Raw genomic sequence first — 16,599 nt, forward strand, 5'->3', positions numbered from 1 at the left:
GCCGCTATGCGGCAACGCTTTGTCGCGAAACGGCGTTAACCTTGACAGGTTCTTAACCGGACCGGACTGTCGCAGTCCCGCAAGGGTTAACGAACGTGGTTAACGGGTGCGGGCGGGGACGCCTGATCGGGGTGTGAGGGGTTATGGCTGACGGCGAAGGCGATCACGGAAGACGCTCGCGTTCCAATTCGCGGGGCCCCATCGCCGTGGCCGCCGTCGCGGGCGTGTTGGCCCTGACCGCGCTGGGCATGGCGTCGTGCGGCGATCGTGGAAACGGCGTGCGCTTCTGGCAGGGCCGCGACGACGCGGCAGCCAACAGCTGTCCGCGCCCGGCCTCGATGACCGGCAGCGAGTTCAACGCCCAGGAAACCGGCCTGCGCGCCCTGCGCCGCGCGGCCTTCCAGAACGACTTCTTCGCCCAGCTGGAGCTGGGCGCGCGCTATTCCGCCGTGCGGGCGACCGACAAGAACATCGAGGACCCGATCGAGTCGGCCACCTGGCTGGCCATGGCCCTGGCCAATGACCAGGGCTACGCCCCGATCAACCGCGTGAGCCGGGGCGGCTGGGGCGGCTGGCGTCCGCTGTCGCGCTATGACGACTGCCGGGCGTTCGAGCGGCACGAGGCCTATCGCAAGCTGGACCGCACCCTGTCGGCGATGACGCTGGACGAGCAGGAGGCGGTGCGCGACAGGGTGATCTACATCCTGTCGACGCAGGATGCGGGCGGTTACCGGACCCTGGCCCGCCTGCATGACGGACTCTACGGCCCGTTCGGCGAGCCCGAGGACAATCGCGAGGCGCGCGAGGCCTGGGGTCGGGGCAGCCCCGACCGGGGGCAGGGCCGTGAGCGGAACCGTCGCGGCTATCCGGCGGCGACCAGCCTGTTCCAGCGCAATGACGTGGACGCCTATCTCTACAACTATCTTGCGGTGCAGACCGGCGACGTGGGCGCCTATGTGCTGATGCGCGACTTCGAGCGCTCGGCGCCGAGCCGGGCCCAGTACCAGCGCTTCGTCGAGGTGAAGGCGCGCCAGTGGACGCCGCCATTCGAGTTCTATCCGAACACCGCGCCGCAGTCGGGCGTGCCCTTCTCGGATGAAAGCCGCCCGCGCGGCGACGCCTATGAATATGCGCTGGGCCGGATGGCGACCGAGCTGCCCTTCATTCATGTGGGCCGCGCGCTGCGCTATCTGGGCGTGACCGAGACGGCGGCCCAGCGGCCCGAGGACCTGTCGAAGCGGCAGGTCGAGACGCTGGAGGCCATGCTGGGCCACCCGATGGAGGGACGCCTGTCCTATCTGGAGCGGGTGCGCGCGATCCAGCTGGCGGCGGTGAACGGCTCGTCCGAGGCGCAGCTGGTGCTTGCGGTGATGTACGCCGAGGGCATCGGCCTGCCCGCCGACTACGCCCGCGCCTTCAAATGGTTCGAGGAGGCGGCGCGTCAGGGCAGCCCCGAGGCCAAGTTCGCCATGTCCAGCTACTTCGCCCTGGGCGTCGCCGGGGTGGCGGATCAGGACAAGGCGCAGGCCGTGGCCTTCCGCATCGACTCGGCCCTGTCGGGCTTCGGCCCGTCGGCGGGCCGCCTGCAGGCCGTGCTGGCCCAGGTTTCCCGTTCGCAGCGCCGCTAAGGAGGGCGTGAACCCATGACGACCCGCAAATCCTTCAGCCTGATCGGCGGCATGGCGGCGGCAGCCGCCGGGGTGCTGGCCTTCACGATGGCGCCCGAGCCCGTGCACGCCCAGACGGCGGCGCAGGTGGAGAGCCAGACGCGTCCGAATTTCGGCGTCCTGCTGGACCCGCCGACCCGGACGGTGCGCCACCGGCGCGACCGCAACCGCTATGACTATGGTCGTCACCGGCCCGACTGGGGGCGTCCCGGCTATCCGCCGCTGCGTCCGGGCGGGGAGGAGATCGTGCTGGTCGACTGTGGCGGCAATCCGGGGACGGGCGCCGTCGAGGACGCCGTGCGCCGGGTGCGGCCGGGCGGGACGCTGGTGATCCGCTCGCGGGCGGGCGCCTGCGTCGGCTGGCTGAACATCGAAAAGCCCATGACCATCATCGGCGAGGGCGGCTTTGATCCGCGCGACTGGGCCCGGACGGGCGAGCCGACCCTGCAGGCGCCGGACGGCTTCCCGTGCATGACGGTCGCCCAGGGTGTTCGTGTCGAGATCCGTGACATGGTCTTCGCCTCGCCGCGCGCGGGCGACGCCGCCTGCATCGTCGGCTACGGCGCCGAGATCGTCATGAACCGCGTCGGCTTCCGCCACGCGGGCGATGAGGCGGCGATCTATGCCGACGGCGGCCTGCTGGACATCCGCAACGCCGTGATCGAGGCCCAGACCATCGCCCCCGCCATCGTCGCGGACGGCGCGGTGCTGAACACCTGGGAGACCGTGGTGTCGGGGTCGCAGTCGGGCATCGAGATCACCCCCGCCGCCGGACCGGCCTCGCGCCTGTCGGCGACCACGCTTAAGGGGACCAATGCGCCGAACGCCTTCGGCCCGCGCAGCATCGGCGTGATCGTGCGCGCCGGCCGCGACTATGGCCGGGTTGAAATCGACAACACCGCCGTCTGCGGCTTCGTCGAGGGCGTGGTGGTCGAGGGGGCCTCGGTCTCCATCGAGAACAGCCGCGTCTGCCGTTCGGACAAGGGCGTCGTGCTGTACAGCGGCGAGCTGCGCCTGGCCGACAGCCGGGTGCGCGCGACCACGGTCGGCGTGGCGGCGGCTGCGGGCAATGCGGTGATCGTGAACAACGTCTTCGCCGGCATGCGCGAGGTCATCTATCGCGAGAGCCGCGCCAATGTGCAGGCCAGCGGCAACCGGGTCTGGTCGCAATATGTCTGCCGCCCGCAGTTCCGCGACCGCTATCGTGGCCGTTACGAGCCCTACTGGCGTCCGGGCGACGGCTGGGAGTGCGCCCGCGGCTCCTACCCGCGCGACTGGTGGAGCCAGGAGGACGGGATGCTGGGCGTCGACTACTATGACGACGGCTACCGGCTGGACGGCTACGACGACTACCAGAACGGCGACGGCTGGTACGACCGCGACGGCCGCTATGTGCAGGACGACCGCTATCGCGGCGAGGATCGCTGGAGCCGGGGCGGCGGGGGTGGATTCTGGGGGCGGTGATCGGTCCCGCCATGCGGGTGGCCGGAAAGGGCTTCTACCTTTTCCTGTTGCTGACCGGGTTGCACGTCGTCGGGACAGCAATTGATCTCGTTCCCTACGTCGGATCGCCCCAGATCGATTACGTCGGGATGGATATATACGGGCCGTTCTGGCCGCAGCTTGTAGCCTTGACCCTGCCCTACCTGCTGACGGGCTTGCTCATGTCGGTGTTCGCCGTCGCCGGGCTCCGTGGGAGATTCCCGAGCCGCTCAGGCGGTCTTGAGCTGCTGCTGCTGGCCTTGGGCGGCTGGGCGCTGGCGATCCTGATGGTGCGGGTCCTGGGGGAAGCCGTTTGGCGCTGGCCTGTTAGCCTGAGTGATATGGGCTGGATCGCGCGCTACGCGGTGGTCAACGCCGCCGTCTCCGGAATCCTGCTGCTCGCTGTGCAGCAGGTTGTTACGCGATACGCCGGCTGGTCCGCGCGGCCCCGGACGCGGTGGGTCGAAGCGGGCTTGTGGTTCATGGGATCGATGATTGTCGTCGCGGGCTTCAACTTCGCGATGACCTTGATCGACGGTCTGCCGCCCGAACGGCTGTTAGCCGACACTTGGCAGGGCGTCCTGATCTTCGGCGGTCTTCTGGCGCTTGCGGTCGCGTTGACGCCCCGACCGGCGACGCCCAGTAGGCCCGGAGGGACTCGAACCCCCAACCAGACCGTTATGAGCGGTCGGCTCTAACCATTGAGCTACGGGCCCCCGGAGCGGAGGAACGGCCTAGCAGGAGCAACGGCGGGTTGCCAAGCGCCCCGGTTCAACGCCGCGCCTTCGCCGTCGATCTGTCGGCGATTTCACGCAGATGAATGGATTCTGCCAGCGGACCCTGACCGCGCGTTCAGGCGGGAACGGCCATGGTTGGAACACGAACGCCGACGACGGTGTTCGCAACGACAACTCGTCTCTCATGGAGCCTCTCCGATGATCCGCCGTCCCGCCGCTGTCGCCGCCGCCGCGACGCCCGCCGTCTCCAACCGCGCCCTGATGATCGGCGGCGCGCTGATGGCCGCGGTCGCCCTGACGGTCGCCGCCCCGGCCGCCCACGCCCAGTCGCAGCCGAACGGCGGCGCGCCCCTGACCATCCAGGCGGTGACCGAGCGTCCGAGCCTGAACCTCTCGGCCTATGGCGAGGTCAAGGCGACGCCGGACATGGCGACCATCACCTTCGCCGTGGTCAATGAAGCCCCGACCGCCGCCGAGGCCATGGCCCAGAACGCCACCAGGATGAACCAGGTGATCGCCGCCCTGCGTCGCGCCGGGATCAGCGAGCGCGACGTGCAGACTTCGGGCCTGAACCTGTCGGCCCAGTATGACTACGTCGAGAACAACCCGCCGCGTCTGCGGGGCTATCAGGCCTCGAACCAGGTGACCGTGGTCATCAACGACCTGACCAAGGTCGGCTCGACGGCGGACGCCGTGGTCGCCGCCGGGGTCAACCAGATCAACGGCATCAGCTTCGGCCTGAAGGATCCGTCGGCGGCCGAGAACCAGGCGCGCCAGATCGCGGTGCGCAACCTGCAGGCCAAGGCGGCCCTGTATTCGCAGGCCCTGGGCACGCCGCTGGGCGGCATCCGCTCGCTGACCGAAGGCGGCGGCTACGCCCCGCAACCGCCTCGCCCGATGTACGCCATGGCGGCGCGCATGGAGATGGCGGCCGACTCGACCCCGATCGCCGCCGGCGAGCTGACCGTGCGGATCGATATCACGGGGGTTTATGATCTGGCGCGGTAAGCGCTGGAGGTTGGGGAGTGGCTAGTGACTAGTGGCTAGTGGCTAGTTTGCCGTCGCCGCTCTCGAGCTTCGAAGAAAAGGCCCCGTCCGGTTCGCCGGGCGGGGCTTCTTTCTGTCTGGATCGTGCTTCACCTGAGCCACTAGCCACTAGCCACTAGCCACTAGCCACTAGCCACTAGCCACGCGTCAGTCCTGCGCCTTCACCAGCATCAGCCCGATGGCGACGTTCAGCAGGTTGGCGACCATGACGATGGCCAGGGTGGTGACCGAGTCGAGCTTGATCAGCAGCAGCGGCAGGCTCCAGGGCGCGCCGGTGATCATGGCGGGGATGAAGGTCACGCGCTCGGGCGGCAGGCCCAGCAGCTCAAGGCCGGGCGTGAAGGCCATCATCATGGCGATGACGACCGCCAGCAGATAGCCGCCGTACAGCGCCCAGCGCAGGTTCGAGATCGCACGCGTCATGGCCGGTCCTCCGAAAGGGGAGGGAAGGCCGCGAACGGGTCGGCGTCAAGCCGCGATCAGGAGGCGTGTTTGATGTTGTTGTCGTCGTCGAGCAGGACGACGTTGGGCGACCACTGGCGGGCTTCTTCCGAGGGCAGCTGGCCGTAGGTCACGACGATGACCTTGTCGTTCTTCTGCACCAGACGGGCGGCGGCGCCGTTGACGCCGATGACCTTGGAGCCGCGCGGCGCCTCGATGGCGTAGGTGGTGAAGCGGGCGCCGTTGGTGATGTTCAGGACATCGACCTGCTCGTGCGGGAAGATGCCCGCCGCATCCAGCAGGTCCATGTCGATGGCGATGGAGCCCTCGTAGTCGAGGTCGGCCTGGGTCACCGTGGCGCGGTGAAGTTTGGCCTTCATAAGCGTGACCAGCATAGGGAGTGCGGTCCGAACATGACGCGGGGCGATCGGCCCCCGCTCGCAGGCGGCTGATATAGTGATTTCGGAGAGCCGCATCAATCACGGCTTTCGGCAGCGCACCATGTGCATGCTGCGGCGCATTCGCCCGTTACGCGACGTTCATTTGACCGAAACGCCTGCCCCTCTATGGTCAAAATGTGGCCATGACCCGGCCCGCGCCCCGGACGACCTGTCGCCCCATGAAGCAATTCTTCCTGACCATGGCCGGCGTGTTCGCCGGGCTGCTGCTGTTCTTCGTGGTGATCCCGTTCGTCTTCCTGATGGTCGTCGTCGCCTCCGTCAGCTCCAAGGAGCCGACGCCGGCGCAGACGGTGCTGGAACTGGACCTGCGCGACGGGCTGACCGACCAGGCGCCGACCAACGCCTTCGCCGTGTTCGGCGGGGGCGGGCTGTCCACGATGCAGATCGTGGACACGCTGGCGCAGGCCGAAAAGGACGACAAGGTGAAGGCCCTGCTGATCCGCCTGCCGGAAGCCGGGATCACCCCGGCGGCGGCGGATGAGATCCGTCAGGCGGTGCGTCGCTTCCGTCGCGCGGGCAAGCAGGTCATCGCCCACAGCCAGGGCTTCCAGCCGGTCGGAACGACGGTGTCGAGCTATATGGTCGGCGCCTCGGCCACGGAGCTGTGGATGCAGAACACCGCGAGCTTCCAGCTGGCGGGCTTCTCGGCGGACAGCATCTTCCTGGGCCGGGCGTTCGAGAAGTACGGGGTCAACGCCCAGTTCGAGCAGCGCTACGAGTACAAGAACGCGGTCAACGAATATACGCAGAGCGACTTCACCGCCGCCCACCGCGAGGCGATGACGGCGTGGATGACGTCCATCTATGACAGCGCCCTGGGCGCCGCCGCGCAGGACCGCAAACAGACCCTGCCGCAGCTGAAGGCCGCCATCGAGGCCGGACCGTACTCGGCGCAGGACGCCCTGCAACGCCGCCTGATCGACAAGATCGGCCAGGTCGAGGAGGCGCAGACCGAAATCAAGCGCCGCGCCGGCAGCAGCGCCGAGATCATGGACTTCGCCGACTATGCGGCCTCGATCGGCGAGCGCGCCGGATCGGGCCGCGACGCCATCGCGATCGTCGGCGGCGAGGGGGCCATCGTGACCGGTCGCGGCGGCGGCGGAAGCCCGTTCGGCGACAGCTCGTCCATCACCTCGGACGACACGGCAAAGGCCATCCATGACGCCATCGAGGACAAGGACGTGAAGGCCATCGTCTTCCGGGTCTCGTCGCCGGGCGGCTCGCCGGAAGCCTCGGAACAGATCCTGGCCGCCGTGCGCGCGGCCAAGGCGGCGGGCAAGCCGGTGGTGGTGTCGATGGGCGACTACGCCGCGTCGGGCGGATACTGGATCAGCTCGGAAGCCAGCTGGATCGTGGCCCAGCCGACGACCCTGACCGGCTCCATCGGCGTGTTCGGCGGCAAGTTCGTGCTGGCCGACGCTCTGGGCCGTTTCGGCATCGACATGCGCCATCTGTCGGTCGGCGGCGAATACGCCGACGCCTTCTCGCCCTCGGAAGAATTCACCCCGGCCCAGCGCGCCGCCTTCTCGGCCCAGATCGACCGGACCTATGAGGAGTTCATCGCCCGCGTCTCGACGGGTCGCCGCTTGCCGCCCGCCCGGGTGCGCGAGATCGCGCGCGGCCGCGTGTGGACCGGCGCCCAGGCGCACGGCATCGGCCTGGTCGACCAGCTGGGCGGTCTGGAAGAGGCCATCGCCAAGGCGAGGGCGCTGGCGAACATTTCGGCCGGGACCGAGGTCCGCTTCAAACGCTATCCGGAGCCGAGCTCGCCGTTCGAGGCCCTGTCCAAGGCCTTCGGCGTGTCCAGCGAGGCGGCGCGGGTGCTGATCGGCATCGGCGGGGTCATGAACGACCCGCAGGCTGAGGCGGCGGTTCGTCGCATCGAGACCGACCGGGCGCGGGCCGCGGGCGCGTCCGTGCTGGCCGAGCAGCCGTACTGAGGCGATCAGACACTCGCCTGTGAAGCGGTCGCGCATTGACCCGGAGGGTTCGCGGACCGACATTGTGGGTTCGGCGTTGTTCGCAGCGCCCTTGAAGGTGAAGTCATGACCCAGTCCGAACGCCTGATCTTCGGCGCCGCCGCCCGGCGCCCGTCCAACGGCCTGCTTGCGCCGGTGGTGTGGCTGTTCGGCCTTGTCGCGACCTTGGTCGCCATGGCCGTGGGCGCTGTGCTGGCGGTGGTGACCGCCGCCGCCGTGGCCGTGATCGCCGTGATCGCCGCCGTTCTGGTCTTCTTCGCCGGTCTGGCCATGCGCGCCCGCCGCACCATGACCCGCCGCAACCGTCGCGCCGACGACGGGATCATCGAGGCCCGCAAGGAAGGCGACGCCTGGGTCGCCTACGGCTGGGAGCGAACGGGCCGCTGAGGCCATCGCCGCCATGCTGGTCGTCAAGGACGTTCCGTCCCCCAATTTCGACAGTCGCCGGTCGCCGCCGGACATGCTGGTGCTGCACTACACCGGCATGCAGACGGGCGCGGCCGCGCTGACGCGCCTGTGTGATCCGAACGCCGAGGTCTCGGCCCACTATCTGGTGACCGAGGACGGCGGCATCGTGCGGCTGGTCGACGAGGCGCGCCGGGCCTGGCACGCCGGACGCGGCGCCTGGCAGGGCGAGACCGACTGCAACTCGGCCTCCATCGGCATCGAGATCGTCAATCCGGGCCACGAGTTCGGCTATCGCGACTTCCCCGAGGCGCAGGTCGACGCGGTGATCAGCCTGATCTCGGACATCCGCACCCGCTGGACCATTCCGGACGCCCGCATCATCGGCCACTCGGACCTCGCGCCCGAGCGCAAGCAGGATCCGGGCGAGCGCTTCCCGTGGAGGCGGCTGGCGGCGGTCGGCCACGGCCTGTGGTTCGAACCGGCGCAGGAGCGGATCGCCGCCCTGGGCGCGCCGCTGGGGCCGGGCGATGAAGGGCTGGGCGTCATCGTGCTGCGCGCCGGCCTGCATCGGCTGGGCTACGCCCTGCAGCCGGGCGGCGAATACGATGCGCCGACCAGGGCGACCGTTGAGGCCTTCCAGCGGCACTGGCGGCCGGGTCAGGTGGACGGGATCGCCGACGGCGAGACGCGCGCGACCCTGATGGGGGTGCTGCAACTGGCGACGGCGGAAAGTGCGACGGGTGTGCTGAACTAGGGTTCAGGGCTGTTCTGACGGAGGCCGAAGACGCGCATGACCGTGACCTCCAGGGCCTGTTCGTCCAGCTTGTGGTCGGTCATCTAGCCGATGTCCGGGTCTTCAAGATTTTCGCCGGCGGTCCAGCCGTCCAGCCAGTCCAGCGCTTCCTGACCGCCAATCACGCGCCCGGCGGCGATATCCTCTTCCGCTTCCGCGATCCGCGCCCGCCCCCATGCCAGACGCGCTTCGCGTTCGGCCGGGGTCTCGGTCGCGGGATCGACGGGTGCGGTCGGGGTGGGCTGGGCCATCGCCGGATGGCTAGCGCAACCGGGCGTCGCGGGTATCATTCGGTTGACCCCCAGCGCCGGGAGGGGCATCAGTCCGCGCGTCAGACGGCCGGGCGGTCGCGGCGGGGCTTGCTCCGTCGAGGAAAGTCCGGGCTCCACGGTGAAAAGGCGGCGGGTAACGCCCGCCCGGGGCGACCCGAGGGATAGCGCCACAGAAAGCAAACCTCCTCCCTCGCGAGGGGGGGAAGGGTGAAAGGGTGGGGTAAGAGCCCACCGCGGGACTGGCAACAGGACCGGCATGGCAAGCCCCGCCTGGAGCAAGACCGAATAGGGATGTCGCGTAGGCTTCGGCCTGCAGGGCTCACCGCCCGAGAGCATCCGGGTAGGTCGCGAGAACCGGTCAGCAATGGCCGGTCCAGAGGAATGATCGTCGCCGTTCTTCGGAGCGGAACAGAACCCGGCTTACAGGCCGTCTGACCATTTTTCTTGTCCTATCGCTCGGCCCGCGGGGCTTCGCTGCTTGAGGACATTGTTTTTGGCCCTGGCGTTCGCTGCTTGGGGGCGGGCCGCGAAGCGGCCGGGTGCTCAAAATTTCCTTGTTCGATGGGATGAGTGGGACGGGATGTGCTCTGCGCGGACCCACGCCCGATTAACCGCTTGGTTCGAATGGCCTGTCAGGATCGATCCACCGTCCGTCCACATGTTCATAGTTCACTGTATGTTCCGGTTTTCGCTGGGTTTTGGACCAGCTTGACGGTTAATAATCGTCAACTAATCCCATTGAGACCCACTCAGTCCCATGCTATCCCATATCTTCAGTAGGGGTTGTTCGCGCCGGCTGGCGTTTCATCGGGATTTCAGGGGAGCGGGCCTTCAGGGGCTCGATTGGGCAGGGCGTGTTTCTCTCGACCTATGAGAAACAACTGGACGGCAAGCGCCGCCTGCTGATCCCGCAGGAGTTCCGCACCGCCGACAACGGCGCCGAGCACGGCGTGTTCTGCTTCTTCTCGATCGAGTCCGACTGCCTCGAGGCCGGCGGCGACAAGCTGATGGCCGAGTATGTGGCCATGATCGAAGAGCTGCCCTTCGGCGACGATCTGCGCACCGCCCTGGAAGAGACCTTCTTCGCCGGCCAGCGCCCGCTGTCGTACGACGGCGGCGGCCGCATCACCCTGCCGGAAGGCCTGTGCCAGGAAGCGGGGCTGGGCGAAGACGTGGTCATTGTCGGCCTGGGTTCGCGCTTCCAGATCTGGGATCGGGCGCGCTGGAACGCCCGTCGCGAGGAGCGCCGCGCGCTGGCCCGCCAAGCGGTGCGCGAACGCGGCGAGGCCGGGCGTCTGGCCCTGCGCGCCCGTCGTCCGCAAGGGGAGGGCGCATGACCTCTCCGCATGCGCCGGTCCTGATCGCGGAAGTGCTGGACGCGCTGGCTCCGCGGAAGGGCGACGTCATCATCGACGCCACCTTCGGCGCCGGCGGCTATACGCGCGCCATCCTGAAGACGGGTGCGACGGTGGTGGCGCTGGATCGCGACCCGACGGTGCAGGTCCATGCCGACGCGGTGGCCAATGACTATCCCGAGACTTTCCGTCTAATTCGCACTCCATTTTCGGGTCTGTCCGACGCCTTCGCGCAGTCGGGCGAGGTGAAGCTGGACGGGGTGGTGTTCGATATCGGCGTGTCGTCGATGCAGCTGGATCAGGCTGAGCGCGGCTTCTCCTTCATGCGCGACGGGCCGCTGGATATGCGGATGTCCGATGAGGGCGTGACCGCCGCCGACATCGTCAACAGTTGGGACCATGGCCCGCTGGCCCATATCTTCAAACTGTACGGCGATGAGCGTCAGTCGGGGCGGGTCGCCACGGCCATCCTGCGCCGCCGCGTCGAGCAGCCGTTCAGCCGCACGCTGGATCTGGCCGAGGTGGTCGAGAAGGCGCTGGGCGGCCGTCGCGGCGCTGCGATCCATCCGGCCACGCGGGTGTTCCAGGCGCTGCGCATCGCGGTCAATGACGAACTGGGCGAGCTGCGCGCGGGGCTGGAAGCCGCCGAGGCGACGCTGGCGCCGGGCGGGCGTCTGGCCGTGGTGACCTTCCACTCGCTGGAAGACCGGATCGTGAAGGCCTTCCTGACCGAGCGGACGGGCAATGCGCCGGGCGGCTCGCGTCATGCGCCGGTCGCGGTGGAGACCCGCAAGCCGAGCTTCACCCTGAGCTTCAAGGGCGCGGTCGAGGCGGGCGAGGCCGAGCTGGCCGCCAACCCGCGCGCCCGTTCCGCCAAGCTGCGCGCCGCCGTCCGTACGGATGCGGCTCCGTGGGGGAGGATCGCCGCATGAACGCCGCCGTCGCCCGCCGCGCGCTGGATCGCCTGTTCGCCTGGAAGGTCCGCGGCATCCGCTGGATCGAGATCATCGGCGTGCTGATGGTCGCGGCCATGATCTTCTCGGTCTATCTGGCCAAGGCCGCCGCGGCGCGCGAGAGCGCGCAGATCGCCTCGCTGGAGCGCGAAATCGGCGAGAACGGCCAGCGCGTCCGCCTGCTGAAGGCTCAAGTGGCCCAGCTGGAGCAGCCCGCGCGGCTGGAGGCCCTGTCGCGCGGCGCGGGTCTGGGGCCGGTCGACATGAAGCGGCAGGCCAGTGAGGACCGGCTGAACAATCTGGCGCCCGTGCCCGAGCCGCGCCCGGTGGTGATCGTCGCCCCCACGCCCGCCGAGTCCGCGACCGCCGCCACTGAAGACGACGCCGCTCCGGAAGGGGAGGGCGCCCGATGAGCGTGCACGATCCCCACGCCTGGGACCATCGTCCGGCGCCGCGCGCGCCGCGCCCGGTCGTCTATGGCCTGCGCCGCCTGCTGCCGTCGTGGCGCTGGCTGGCCGAGGCCATGTGGTGGGTCGAGCATTCGTTCGGCCGCGCCCGCGCCGACGCCCGGCCCGACGAGGACACCCGCGTCCGCATCTTCGTGATCCTGATCACCTTCTCGGCGGTGTTCTGCTGCCTGGCGCTGGGCGCGGCCCACGCGGCCCTGCTGACGCCCAAGGGCGTGACGGGCGCGGCCTCCAATCCGAACGCCGTGTCGCGCGGCGATATCGTGGACCGCAACGGCGCCCTGCTGGCGACGAACATCACCCACTACACCCTGTATGTGAATCCCAAGGAAGTCTGGAACAAGCCCCTGGCCGAGCGGCAGATCCGCCGCGCTCTGCCGCGTGTGCCGGTGACCAAGCTGCGCGCCATCCTGAACGGCGACACGCGCAAGATGGTGCTGGAGAGCCTGACGCCGCAGGAGAAGTCGGCCGTCCACGCCCTGGCGCTGGGCGGGGTGACGTTCGAGCCGGAGGACCGCCGCGTCTATCCGCTGGGCGGCACGGCGCGCCACATCCTGGGCGTGGTCGACACCGGCGGTCAGGGCATCTCGGGCTCGGAACTGGCCTTCAATGACGTGATCCGCGCCGCCGGCGCCGACGGCGGCAATGTGCAGCTGTCGATCGACCTGCGGGTGCAGGGCGTGCTGGAGAACGAACTGTCCGCCGCCGCTTCGGCGGTGCAGGCCAAGGGCGCGGTCGGCGTGGTCGTGGACGCCTCGACCGGCGAGGTCATGGCCATGGCCAGCTGGCCGTTCACCGACCGCAAGAACCTGGCCGCGACCGGCAACTATGAGATGGGCTCGGTCTTCAAGACCTTCACCATCGCCGCCAGCCTGGACACCGGCAAGGTCGACATGAACACCATGTTCGACGCGTCCCAGCCCTATATGATCGGCAACCGCCGGATCACCGACTTCCACGCGACCAACAAGATCCTGTCGCTGGAGGAGGTCTATCTGCACTCGTCCAACATCGGCACCTCGCGCATGGCGGTGGAGCTGGGGCCGAAGGTGATGGAGGACTACTTCAACCGGCTGGGCCTGCTGGATCGCGCGCCCATCGAGCTGCGCGAGTCGGTGCGCCCCCGTCGTCCGGTGAACTGGGAAGACTCGACCCGCGCCTCGATGTCGTTCGGCTACGGCATCATGATCTCGCCGCTGCAGATGGCGGCGGCGACGGTGGCCCTGGTCAACGGCGGCGTCTATCGCCCGCTGACCCTGCAGAGGGGCGGCACGGGCGCTGAAGGCCGTCGCGTGGTCAGCGTCGAGACCTCGCGCGCCATCCGCGACCTGATGCGGGCCAACGTCCTGCGCGGCTCGGGCCGGTCGGCCAATGCGCAGGGCCTGCGCGTCGGCGGCAAGACGGGCTCGGCCAACAAGCTGGTCAACGGTCGCTATGACGCCCGCCACGGTGTCGGCTCCTTCGCCTCGGTCTTCCCGGCGGACGGCCCGGACAACGCCCGCCGCTTTGTCGTCTTCGTGCTGATCGACGAGCCGGCGCAGGGCTCGCAACTGGGCGGCGCCGTCGCCGCGCCGGTCGCCGGTCGCGTGATTGATCGCGTGGCGGGCTTCCTGGGCGTGAGCCGGGTCGCCGATCCCGTCATCCCTCCGGTGTTCGCCCAATGAGCGCGGTTCGCCTGTCCGAACTGCTGCGCCGCGACGTGTCGTCCGACCCGGTGATCACCGGCGTCACCGCCGACAGCCGCAAGGTTGCGCCCGGTTCGCTGTTCGTGGCCCTGCCGGGGACCGCCGCCGACGGCCGCGCCTTCATCCCGCAGGCCCTCTCGCAGGGCGCCGCCGCCGTGCTGGCCCCTTCGGACACGGACGCCGCTCTCGCTCCGGTGCTGGTGACCTCGGGCGATGTGCGCCGGGCCTACGCCATCGCCGCGCGCAGCTTCTACGGCGCCCAGCCCCAGACCTGCGTGGCCGTGACCGGGACCAACGGCAAGACCTCGGTCGCCGCCTTCTGCCGCCAGATCTGGGCGGCCATGGACCTGACCGCCGCGAGCATGGGCACGCTGGGGGTTTTGAAACAGACAGGTAACGTTAATCAGGCGTTGACCGGCCCCGGCCTGACCAGCCCCGACGCCGCCGACGCGGCGCGGATGCTGGCCCAGCTGGCGCAGGAAGGGGTGACCCATCTGGCGCTGGAGGCCTCGTCGCACGGCATTGACCAGCGCCGTCTGGACGGGGTGACGCTGCGGGCAGCCGCCTTCACCAACCTGACGCAGGACCACCTCGACTATCACGGCGACATGGAGGGCTATCGCGCCGCCAAGCTGCGCCTGTTCGAGACCCTGCTGCCGCGGGGCCGGACAGCGGTGCTGAACGCCGACAGCGACGCCTATTCGGCCTTCGCCGCCGCCAGCATCATGTCGGGTCTCGGCGTGATGGGGGTGGGCGAGCGCGGGCGCGACCTGGCGCTGATCGAGCGCCGCGCCACGCCGGAAGGCCAGCGCCTGACCATCGACGTGCAGGGCCAACTGCACGAAATCCTGCTGCCGCTGGCCGGCGCCTTCCAGGCCTCGAACGCCCTGGTGGCGGCGGGGCTGTGCATCGCCGCGGGCGAGGACGCCGGACGGGTTCTGGCGGCCATGGAGAAGATCGAGGGCGCGCAGGGGCGTCTGGAGCGCATTCCGGGCGGCGCCGGGCAGGGCGAGGTCTATGTCGACTACGCCCACACCCCGGACGGTCTGGCGACGGTGCTGAAGGCGCTGCGTCCGCATGCGACCGGTCGGCTGATCGTGGTGTTCGGCGCCGGCGGCGACCGGGACCGGGCCAAGCGCCCGCTGATGGGCGAGATCGCGGGCCGTCTGGCCGACATCGCCATCGTCACCGACGACAACCCCCGCTCGGAAGACCCGGCCTCGATCCGCACGGCGGTGCGCGCGGGCTGTCCCGACGCGCAGGAGATCGGCGACCGCCGCCGCGCCATCCAGCACGCCATCGGCCTGATGCGTGAAGGAGATGTGGTGGTCATCGCCGGAAAAGGGCATGAACAGGGCCAGATCGTCGCCGGGGTGACCCATCCCTTCGACGACGCCACCGAAGCCGCCGAAGCCCTGCGTATCCATGCCTGATTTCGAACCCCTCTGGACGTCCGCCGAGATCGAGGCCGCGACCGGAGGAAGCCTGTCCGGCGCCCCGTTCGAGGCGACCGGCATCACTTACAACAGCCGTGAGATCGTCCCCGGCGACCTGTTCATCGCCCTGAAGGGCGCGCGCGACGGGCACGACTTCGCGGACATGGCCTTCGCCAATGGCGCGACGGGCGCGATCACCGAGCGGGCGGTCAACGGCCCGGCCGTGATCACCGTCGACACCCTGCGCGCGCTGGAGGGGCTGGGCGTCTTTTCCCGGGATCGGGCGCCGCATGTGAAGCGCGGCGCGGTCACCGGCTCGGTCGGCAAGACCAGCGTGACCCAGGCGATCAAGGCGGGCCTGGATCTGGCCGGTCCGGCCCACGCCTCGATCAAGAGCTACAACAACCATATCGGCGTGCCGCTGACCCTCGCGCGGATGCCGCGTACGGTCGAGCGGGCGGTGTTCGAGATCGGCATGAACGCGCCGGGCGAGATCGCGCCGCTGTCCAAATTCGTCCAGCCGCACGCCGCCTGCGTGACCACGGTCGGGCCGGTGCATATCGAGGCCTTCAGCGATGGCGAGGCGGGGGTGGCGGCCGAGAAGGCGTCGATCTTCGACGGGTTGATCCCCGGCGGGGTCGCGGTGGCCAATGGTGACGTGGCCTTCTCCGCCGTGCTGTGCGACCGGGCCAAGGCCGTGGGCGCGCGACTGGCGACGTTCGGCAGCGACGCCGGCCATGACGCCCGCCTGCTCGATTTCCAGCCGTTCGACGGCGGGGCGCGGGTCAAGGCCGAGCTGTATGGCCAGGCGCTGGACTACCAACTGGCGCAGTCGGGCTTCCACTGGGGCCTGAACAGCCTGTGCGTCCTGCTGATGCTGGATGCGCTGGATGTGTCGCTGGACACCGGGCTGGAGGCGCTGGCGCATTTCCGTCCGCTGGCCGGGCGGGGCGAGACGACCACGGTGCGTGCGCCGGGCGGGGCCTTCACCCTGATCGACGAAAGCTACAACGCCAATCCGCTGTCGATGGCGGCGGGTTTCCGCAGCCTCGGCGCCAGGCCGGTCAGCGCGGGCGGGCGGCGGATCGTGGTGCTGACCGACATGCTGGAGCTGGGCGAGCAGTCGCGTGCCCTGCACGAGGGGCTGGCCGCCCCCATCGACGCCGCCGGGCTGGACCTGGTCCACGCCGCCGGGCCCGAGATGAAGCGGCTGTATGACGTCCTGCCCGCCGCCCGTCGCGGCGAGTGGCGCGAGACCGCCGCCGAGCTGGCGGCCGACGCGGCCACGCTTGCAGGACCGGGCGACATCGTGATGGTCAAGGGTTCGAACGGGTCGAAGGCTTCGCTGGTCGCGAAGGCTCTCGCGGCGCTGGGCGCCCCCTCAAGCAGCGACACGCCGCGCGGGGAGCGATAGGG

15 protein-coding genes, 1 tRNA gene and 1 other RNA gene are annotated in these 16,599 nt (G+C 69.5%); 13 read left to right on the forward strand and 4 right to left on the reverse strand.

Annotation, left to right across the window (positions count from 1 at the left end; genetic code table 11):
• Positions 1 to 143: 143 nt before the first annotated feature.
• Both ACTIEF_RS08370 and ACTIEF_RS08375 read left to right on the forward strand, forming a co-directional pair.
• Positions 144 to 1,628: a tetratricopeptide repeat protein gene (locus ACTIEF_RS08370; protein ID WP_439471675.1), complete on the forward strand. Its 1,485-nt coding sequence runs from the start codon at positions 144 to 146 to the stop codon at positions 1,626 to 1,628.
• Between the two features lie 15 nt (positions 1,629 to 1,643).
• Entirely contained in the window at positions 1,644 to 3,131 is a 1,488-nt protein-coding gene (locus ACTIEF_RS08375; RefSeq protein ID WP_439471676.1) for a hypothetical protein, read from the forward strand.
• 661 nt (positions 3,132 to 3,792) lie between these two features.
• Here the strand turns inward: ACTIEF_RS08375 and ACTIEF_RS08380 are convergent.
• Positions 3,793 to 3,865, reverse strand: a tRNA-Ile gene (locus tag ACTIEF_RS08380).
• Positions 3,866 to 4,084: 219 nt separating this feature from the next.
• Here ACTIEF_RS08380 and ACTIEF_RS08385 point away from each other — a divergent pair.
• The gene (locus tag ACTIEF_RS08385; protein ID WP_439471677.1) at positions 4,085 to 4,894 is read left to right on the forward strand and encodes an SIMPL domain-containing protein; all 810 of its coding nucleotides are present in this window, start codon (positions 4,085 to 4,087) and stop codon (positions 4,892 to 4,894) included.
• 186 nt (positions 4,895 to 5,080) lie between these two features.
• Here ACTIEF_RS08385 and ACTIEF_RS08390 read toward each other — a convergent pair whose 3' ends face one another.
• Both ACTIEF_RS08390 and panD read right to left on the reverse strand, forming a co-directional pair.
• Positions 5,081 to 5,356: a hypothetical protein gene (locus tag ACTIEF_RS08390; protein WP_439471678.1), complete on the reverse strand. Its 276-nt coding sequence runs from the start codon at positions 5,354 to 5,356 to the stop codon at positions 5,081 to 5,083.
• Positions 5,357 to 5,412: 56 nt separating this feature from the next.
• Positions 5,413 to 5,769: an aspartate 1-decarboxylase gene (gene panD, locus ACTIEF_RS08395; RefSeq protein ID WP_439471679.1), complete on the reverse strand. Its 357-nt coding sequence runs from the start codon at positions 5,767 to 5,769 to the stop codon at positions 5,413 to 5,415.
• A 224-nt stretch (positions 5,770 to 5,993) separates the two neighbouring features.
• Here panD and sppA point away from each other — a divergent pair, with 224 nt between their 5' ends.
• From sppA to ACTIEF_RS08410, 3 genes are all read left to right on the forward strand, one after another.
• Positions 5,994 to 7,775 (forward strand): signal peptide peptidase SppA, encoded by a 1,782-nt coding sequence (gene sppA, locus ACTIEF_RS08400; protein WP_439471680.1) that lies wholly within the window; start codon positions 5,994 to 5,996, stop codon positions 7,773 to 7,775.
• A gap of 105 nt (positions 7,776 to 7,880) precedes the next feature.
• Positions 7,881 to 8,201 (forward strand): hypothetical protein, encoded by a 321-nt coding sequence (locus ACTIEF_RS08405; RefSeq protein ID WP_439471681.1) that lies wholly within the window; start codon positions 7,881 to 7,883, stop codon positions 8,199 to 8,201.
• A gap of 13 nt (positions 8,202 to 8,214) precedes the next feature.
• Entirely contained in the window at positions 8,215 to 8,976 is a 762-nt protein-coding gene (locus ACTIEF_RS08410) for an N-acetylmuramoyl-L-alanine amidase (RefSeq protein WP_439471682.1), read from the forward strand.
• 83 nt (positions 8,977 to 9,059) lie between these two features.
• On the opposite strand, the gene ACTIEF_RS08415 is transcribed toward ACTIEF_RS08410, so the two are convergent.
• Complete coding sequence (locus tag ACTIEF_RS08415; RefSeq protein WP_439471683.1) at positions 9,060 to 9,266, reverse strand: hypothetical protein; 207 nt, start codon at positions 9,264 to 9,266, stop codon at positions 9,060 to 9,062.
• A gap of 80 nt (positions 9,267 to 9,346) precedes the next feature.
• On the opposite strand from ACTIEF_RS08415, the gene rnpB reads away from it, so the two are divergent.
• From rnpB to ACTIEF_RS08450, 7 genes are all read left to right on the forward strand, one after another.
• An RNA gene (rnpB, locus tag ACTIEF_RS08420) (RNase P RNA component class A) lies at positions 9,347 to 9,726 on the forward strand.
• A 415-nt stretch (positions 9,727 to 10,141) separates the two neighbouring features.
• Entirely contained in the window at positions 10,142 to 10,624 is a 483-nt protein-coding gene (locus tag ACTIEF_RS08425; protein ID WP_439471684.1) for a division/cell wall cluster transcriptional repressor MraZ, read from the forward strand.
• On the forward strand, positions 10,621 to 11,574 hold the full coding sequence (rsmH, locus tag ACTIEF_RS08430; protein ID WP_439471685.1) for a 16S rRNA (cytosine(1402)-N(4))-methyltransferase RsmH: 954 nt from the start codon (positions 10,621 to 10,623) through the stop codon (positions 11,572 to 11,574). The genes ACTIEF_RS08425 and rsmH overlap by 4 nt, the downstream gene beginning before the upstream one ends.
• The gene (gene ftsL / locus ACTIEF_RS08435; protein ID WP_439471686.1) at positions 11,571 to 12,008 is read left to right on the forward strand and encodes a cell division protein FtsL; all 438 of its coding nucleotides are present in this window, start codon (positions 11,571 to 11,573) and stop codon (positions 12,006 to 12,008) included. Before rsmH ends, ftsL begins: the two co-directional genes overlap by 4 nt.
• Positions 12,009 to 12,118: 110 nt before the next feature.
• Positions 12,119 to 13,726: a peptidoglycan D,D-transpeptidase FtsI family protein gene (locus ACTIEF_RS08440; protein ID WP_439471909.1), complete on the forward strand. Its 1,608-nt coding sequence runs from the start codon at positions 12,119 to 12,121 to the stop codon at positions 13,724 to 13,726.
• Positions 13,723 to 15,180, forward strand: coding sequence for a UDP-N-acetylmuramoyl-L-alanyl-D-glutamate--2,6-diaminopimelate ligase (locus tag ACTIEF_RS08445; protein ID WP_439471687.1), 1,458 nt, complete (start codon positions 13,723 to 13,725; stop codon positions 15,178 to 15,180). Before ACTIEF_RS08440 ends, ACTIEF_RS08445 begins: the two co-directional genes overlap by 4 nt.
• Positions 15,173 to 16,597: a UDP-N-acetylmuramoyl-tripeptide--D-alanyl-D-alanine ligase gene (locus ACTIEF_RS08450; RefSeq protein WP_439471688.1), complete on the forward strand. Its 1,425-nt coding sequence runs from the start codon at positions 15,173 to 15,175 to the stop codon at positions 16,595 to 16,597. The genes ACTIEF_RS08445 and ACTIEF_RS08450 overlap by 8 nt, the downstream gene beginning before the upstream one ends.
• The last annotated feature ends 2 nt before the right edge of the window (positions 16,598 to 16,599 follow it).

The organism is Brevundimonas sp. (assembly GCF_051858995.1).
Taxonomy (GTDB): domain Bacteria; phylum Pseudomonadota; class Alphaproteobacteria; order Caulobacterales; family Caulobacteraceae; genus Brevundimonas.

Coding starts and splice junctions, on each gene's coding strand:
- ACTIEF_RS08370 (WP_439471675.1), top strand. CDS start 144: ATGGCTGACGGCGAAGGCGATCACGGAAGACGCTCGCGTTCCAATTCG.
- ACTIEF_RS08375 (WP_439471676.1), top strand. CDS start 1,644: ATGACGACCCGCAAATCCTTCAGCCTGATCGGCGGCATGGCGGCGGCA.
- ACTIEF_RS08385 (WP_439471677.1), top strand. CDS start 4,085: ATGATCCGCCGTCCCGCCGCTGTCGCCGCCGCCGCGACGCCCGCCGTC.
- ACTIEF_RS08390 (WP_439471678.1), bottom strand. CDS start 5,356: ATGACGCGTGCGATCTCGAACCTGCGCTGGGCGCTGTACGGCGGCTAT.
- panD (WP_439471679.1), bottom strand. CDS start 5,769: ATGCTGGTCACGCTTATGAAGGCCAAACTTCACCGCGCCACGGTGACC.
- sppA (WP_439471680.1), top strand. CDS start 5,994: ATGAAGCAATTCTTCCTGACCATGGCCGGCGTGTTCGCCGGGCTGCTG.
- ACTIEF_RS08405 (WP_439471681.1), top strand. CDS start 7,881: ATGACCCAGTCCGAACGCCTGATCTTCGGCGCCGCCGCCCGGCGCCCG.
- ACTIEF_RS08410 (WP_439471682.1), top strand. CDS start 8,215: ATGCTGGTCGTCAAGGACGTTCCGTCCCCCAATTTCGACAGTCGCCGG.
- ACTIEF_RS08415 (WP_439471683.1), bottom strand. CDS start 9,266: ATGGCCCAGCCCACCCCGACCGCACCCGTCGATCCCGCGACCGAGACC.
- rsmH (WP_439471685.1), top strand. CDS start 10,621: ATGACCTCTCCGCATGCGCCGGTCCTGATCGCGGAAGTGCTGGACGCG.
- ftsL (WP_439471686.1), top strand. CDS start 11,571: ATGAACGCCGCCGTCGCCCGCCGCGCGCTGGATCGCCTGTTCGCCTGG.
- ACTIEF_RS08440 (WP_439471909.1), top strand. CDS start 12,119: ATGTGGTGGGTCGAGCATTCGTTCGGCCGCGCCCGCGCCGACGCCCGG.
- ACTIEF_RS08445 (WP_439471687.1), top strand. CDS start 13,723: ATGAGCGCGGTTCGCCTGTCCGAACTGCTGCGCCGCGACGTGTCGTCC.
- ACTIEF_RS08450 (WP_439471688.1), top strand. CDS start 15,173: ATGCCTGATTTCGAACCCCTCTGGACGTCCGCCGAGATCGAGGCCGCG.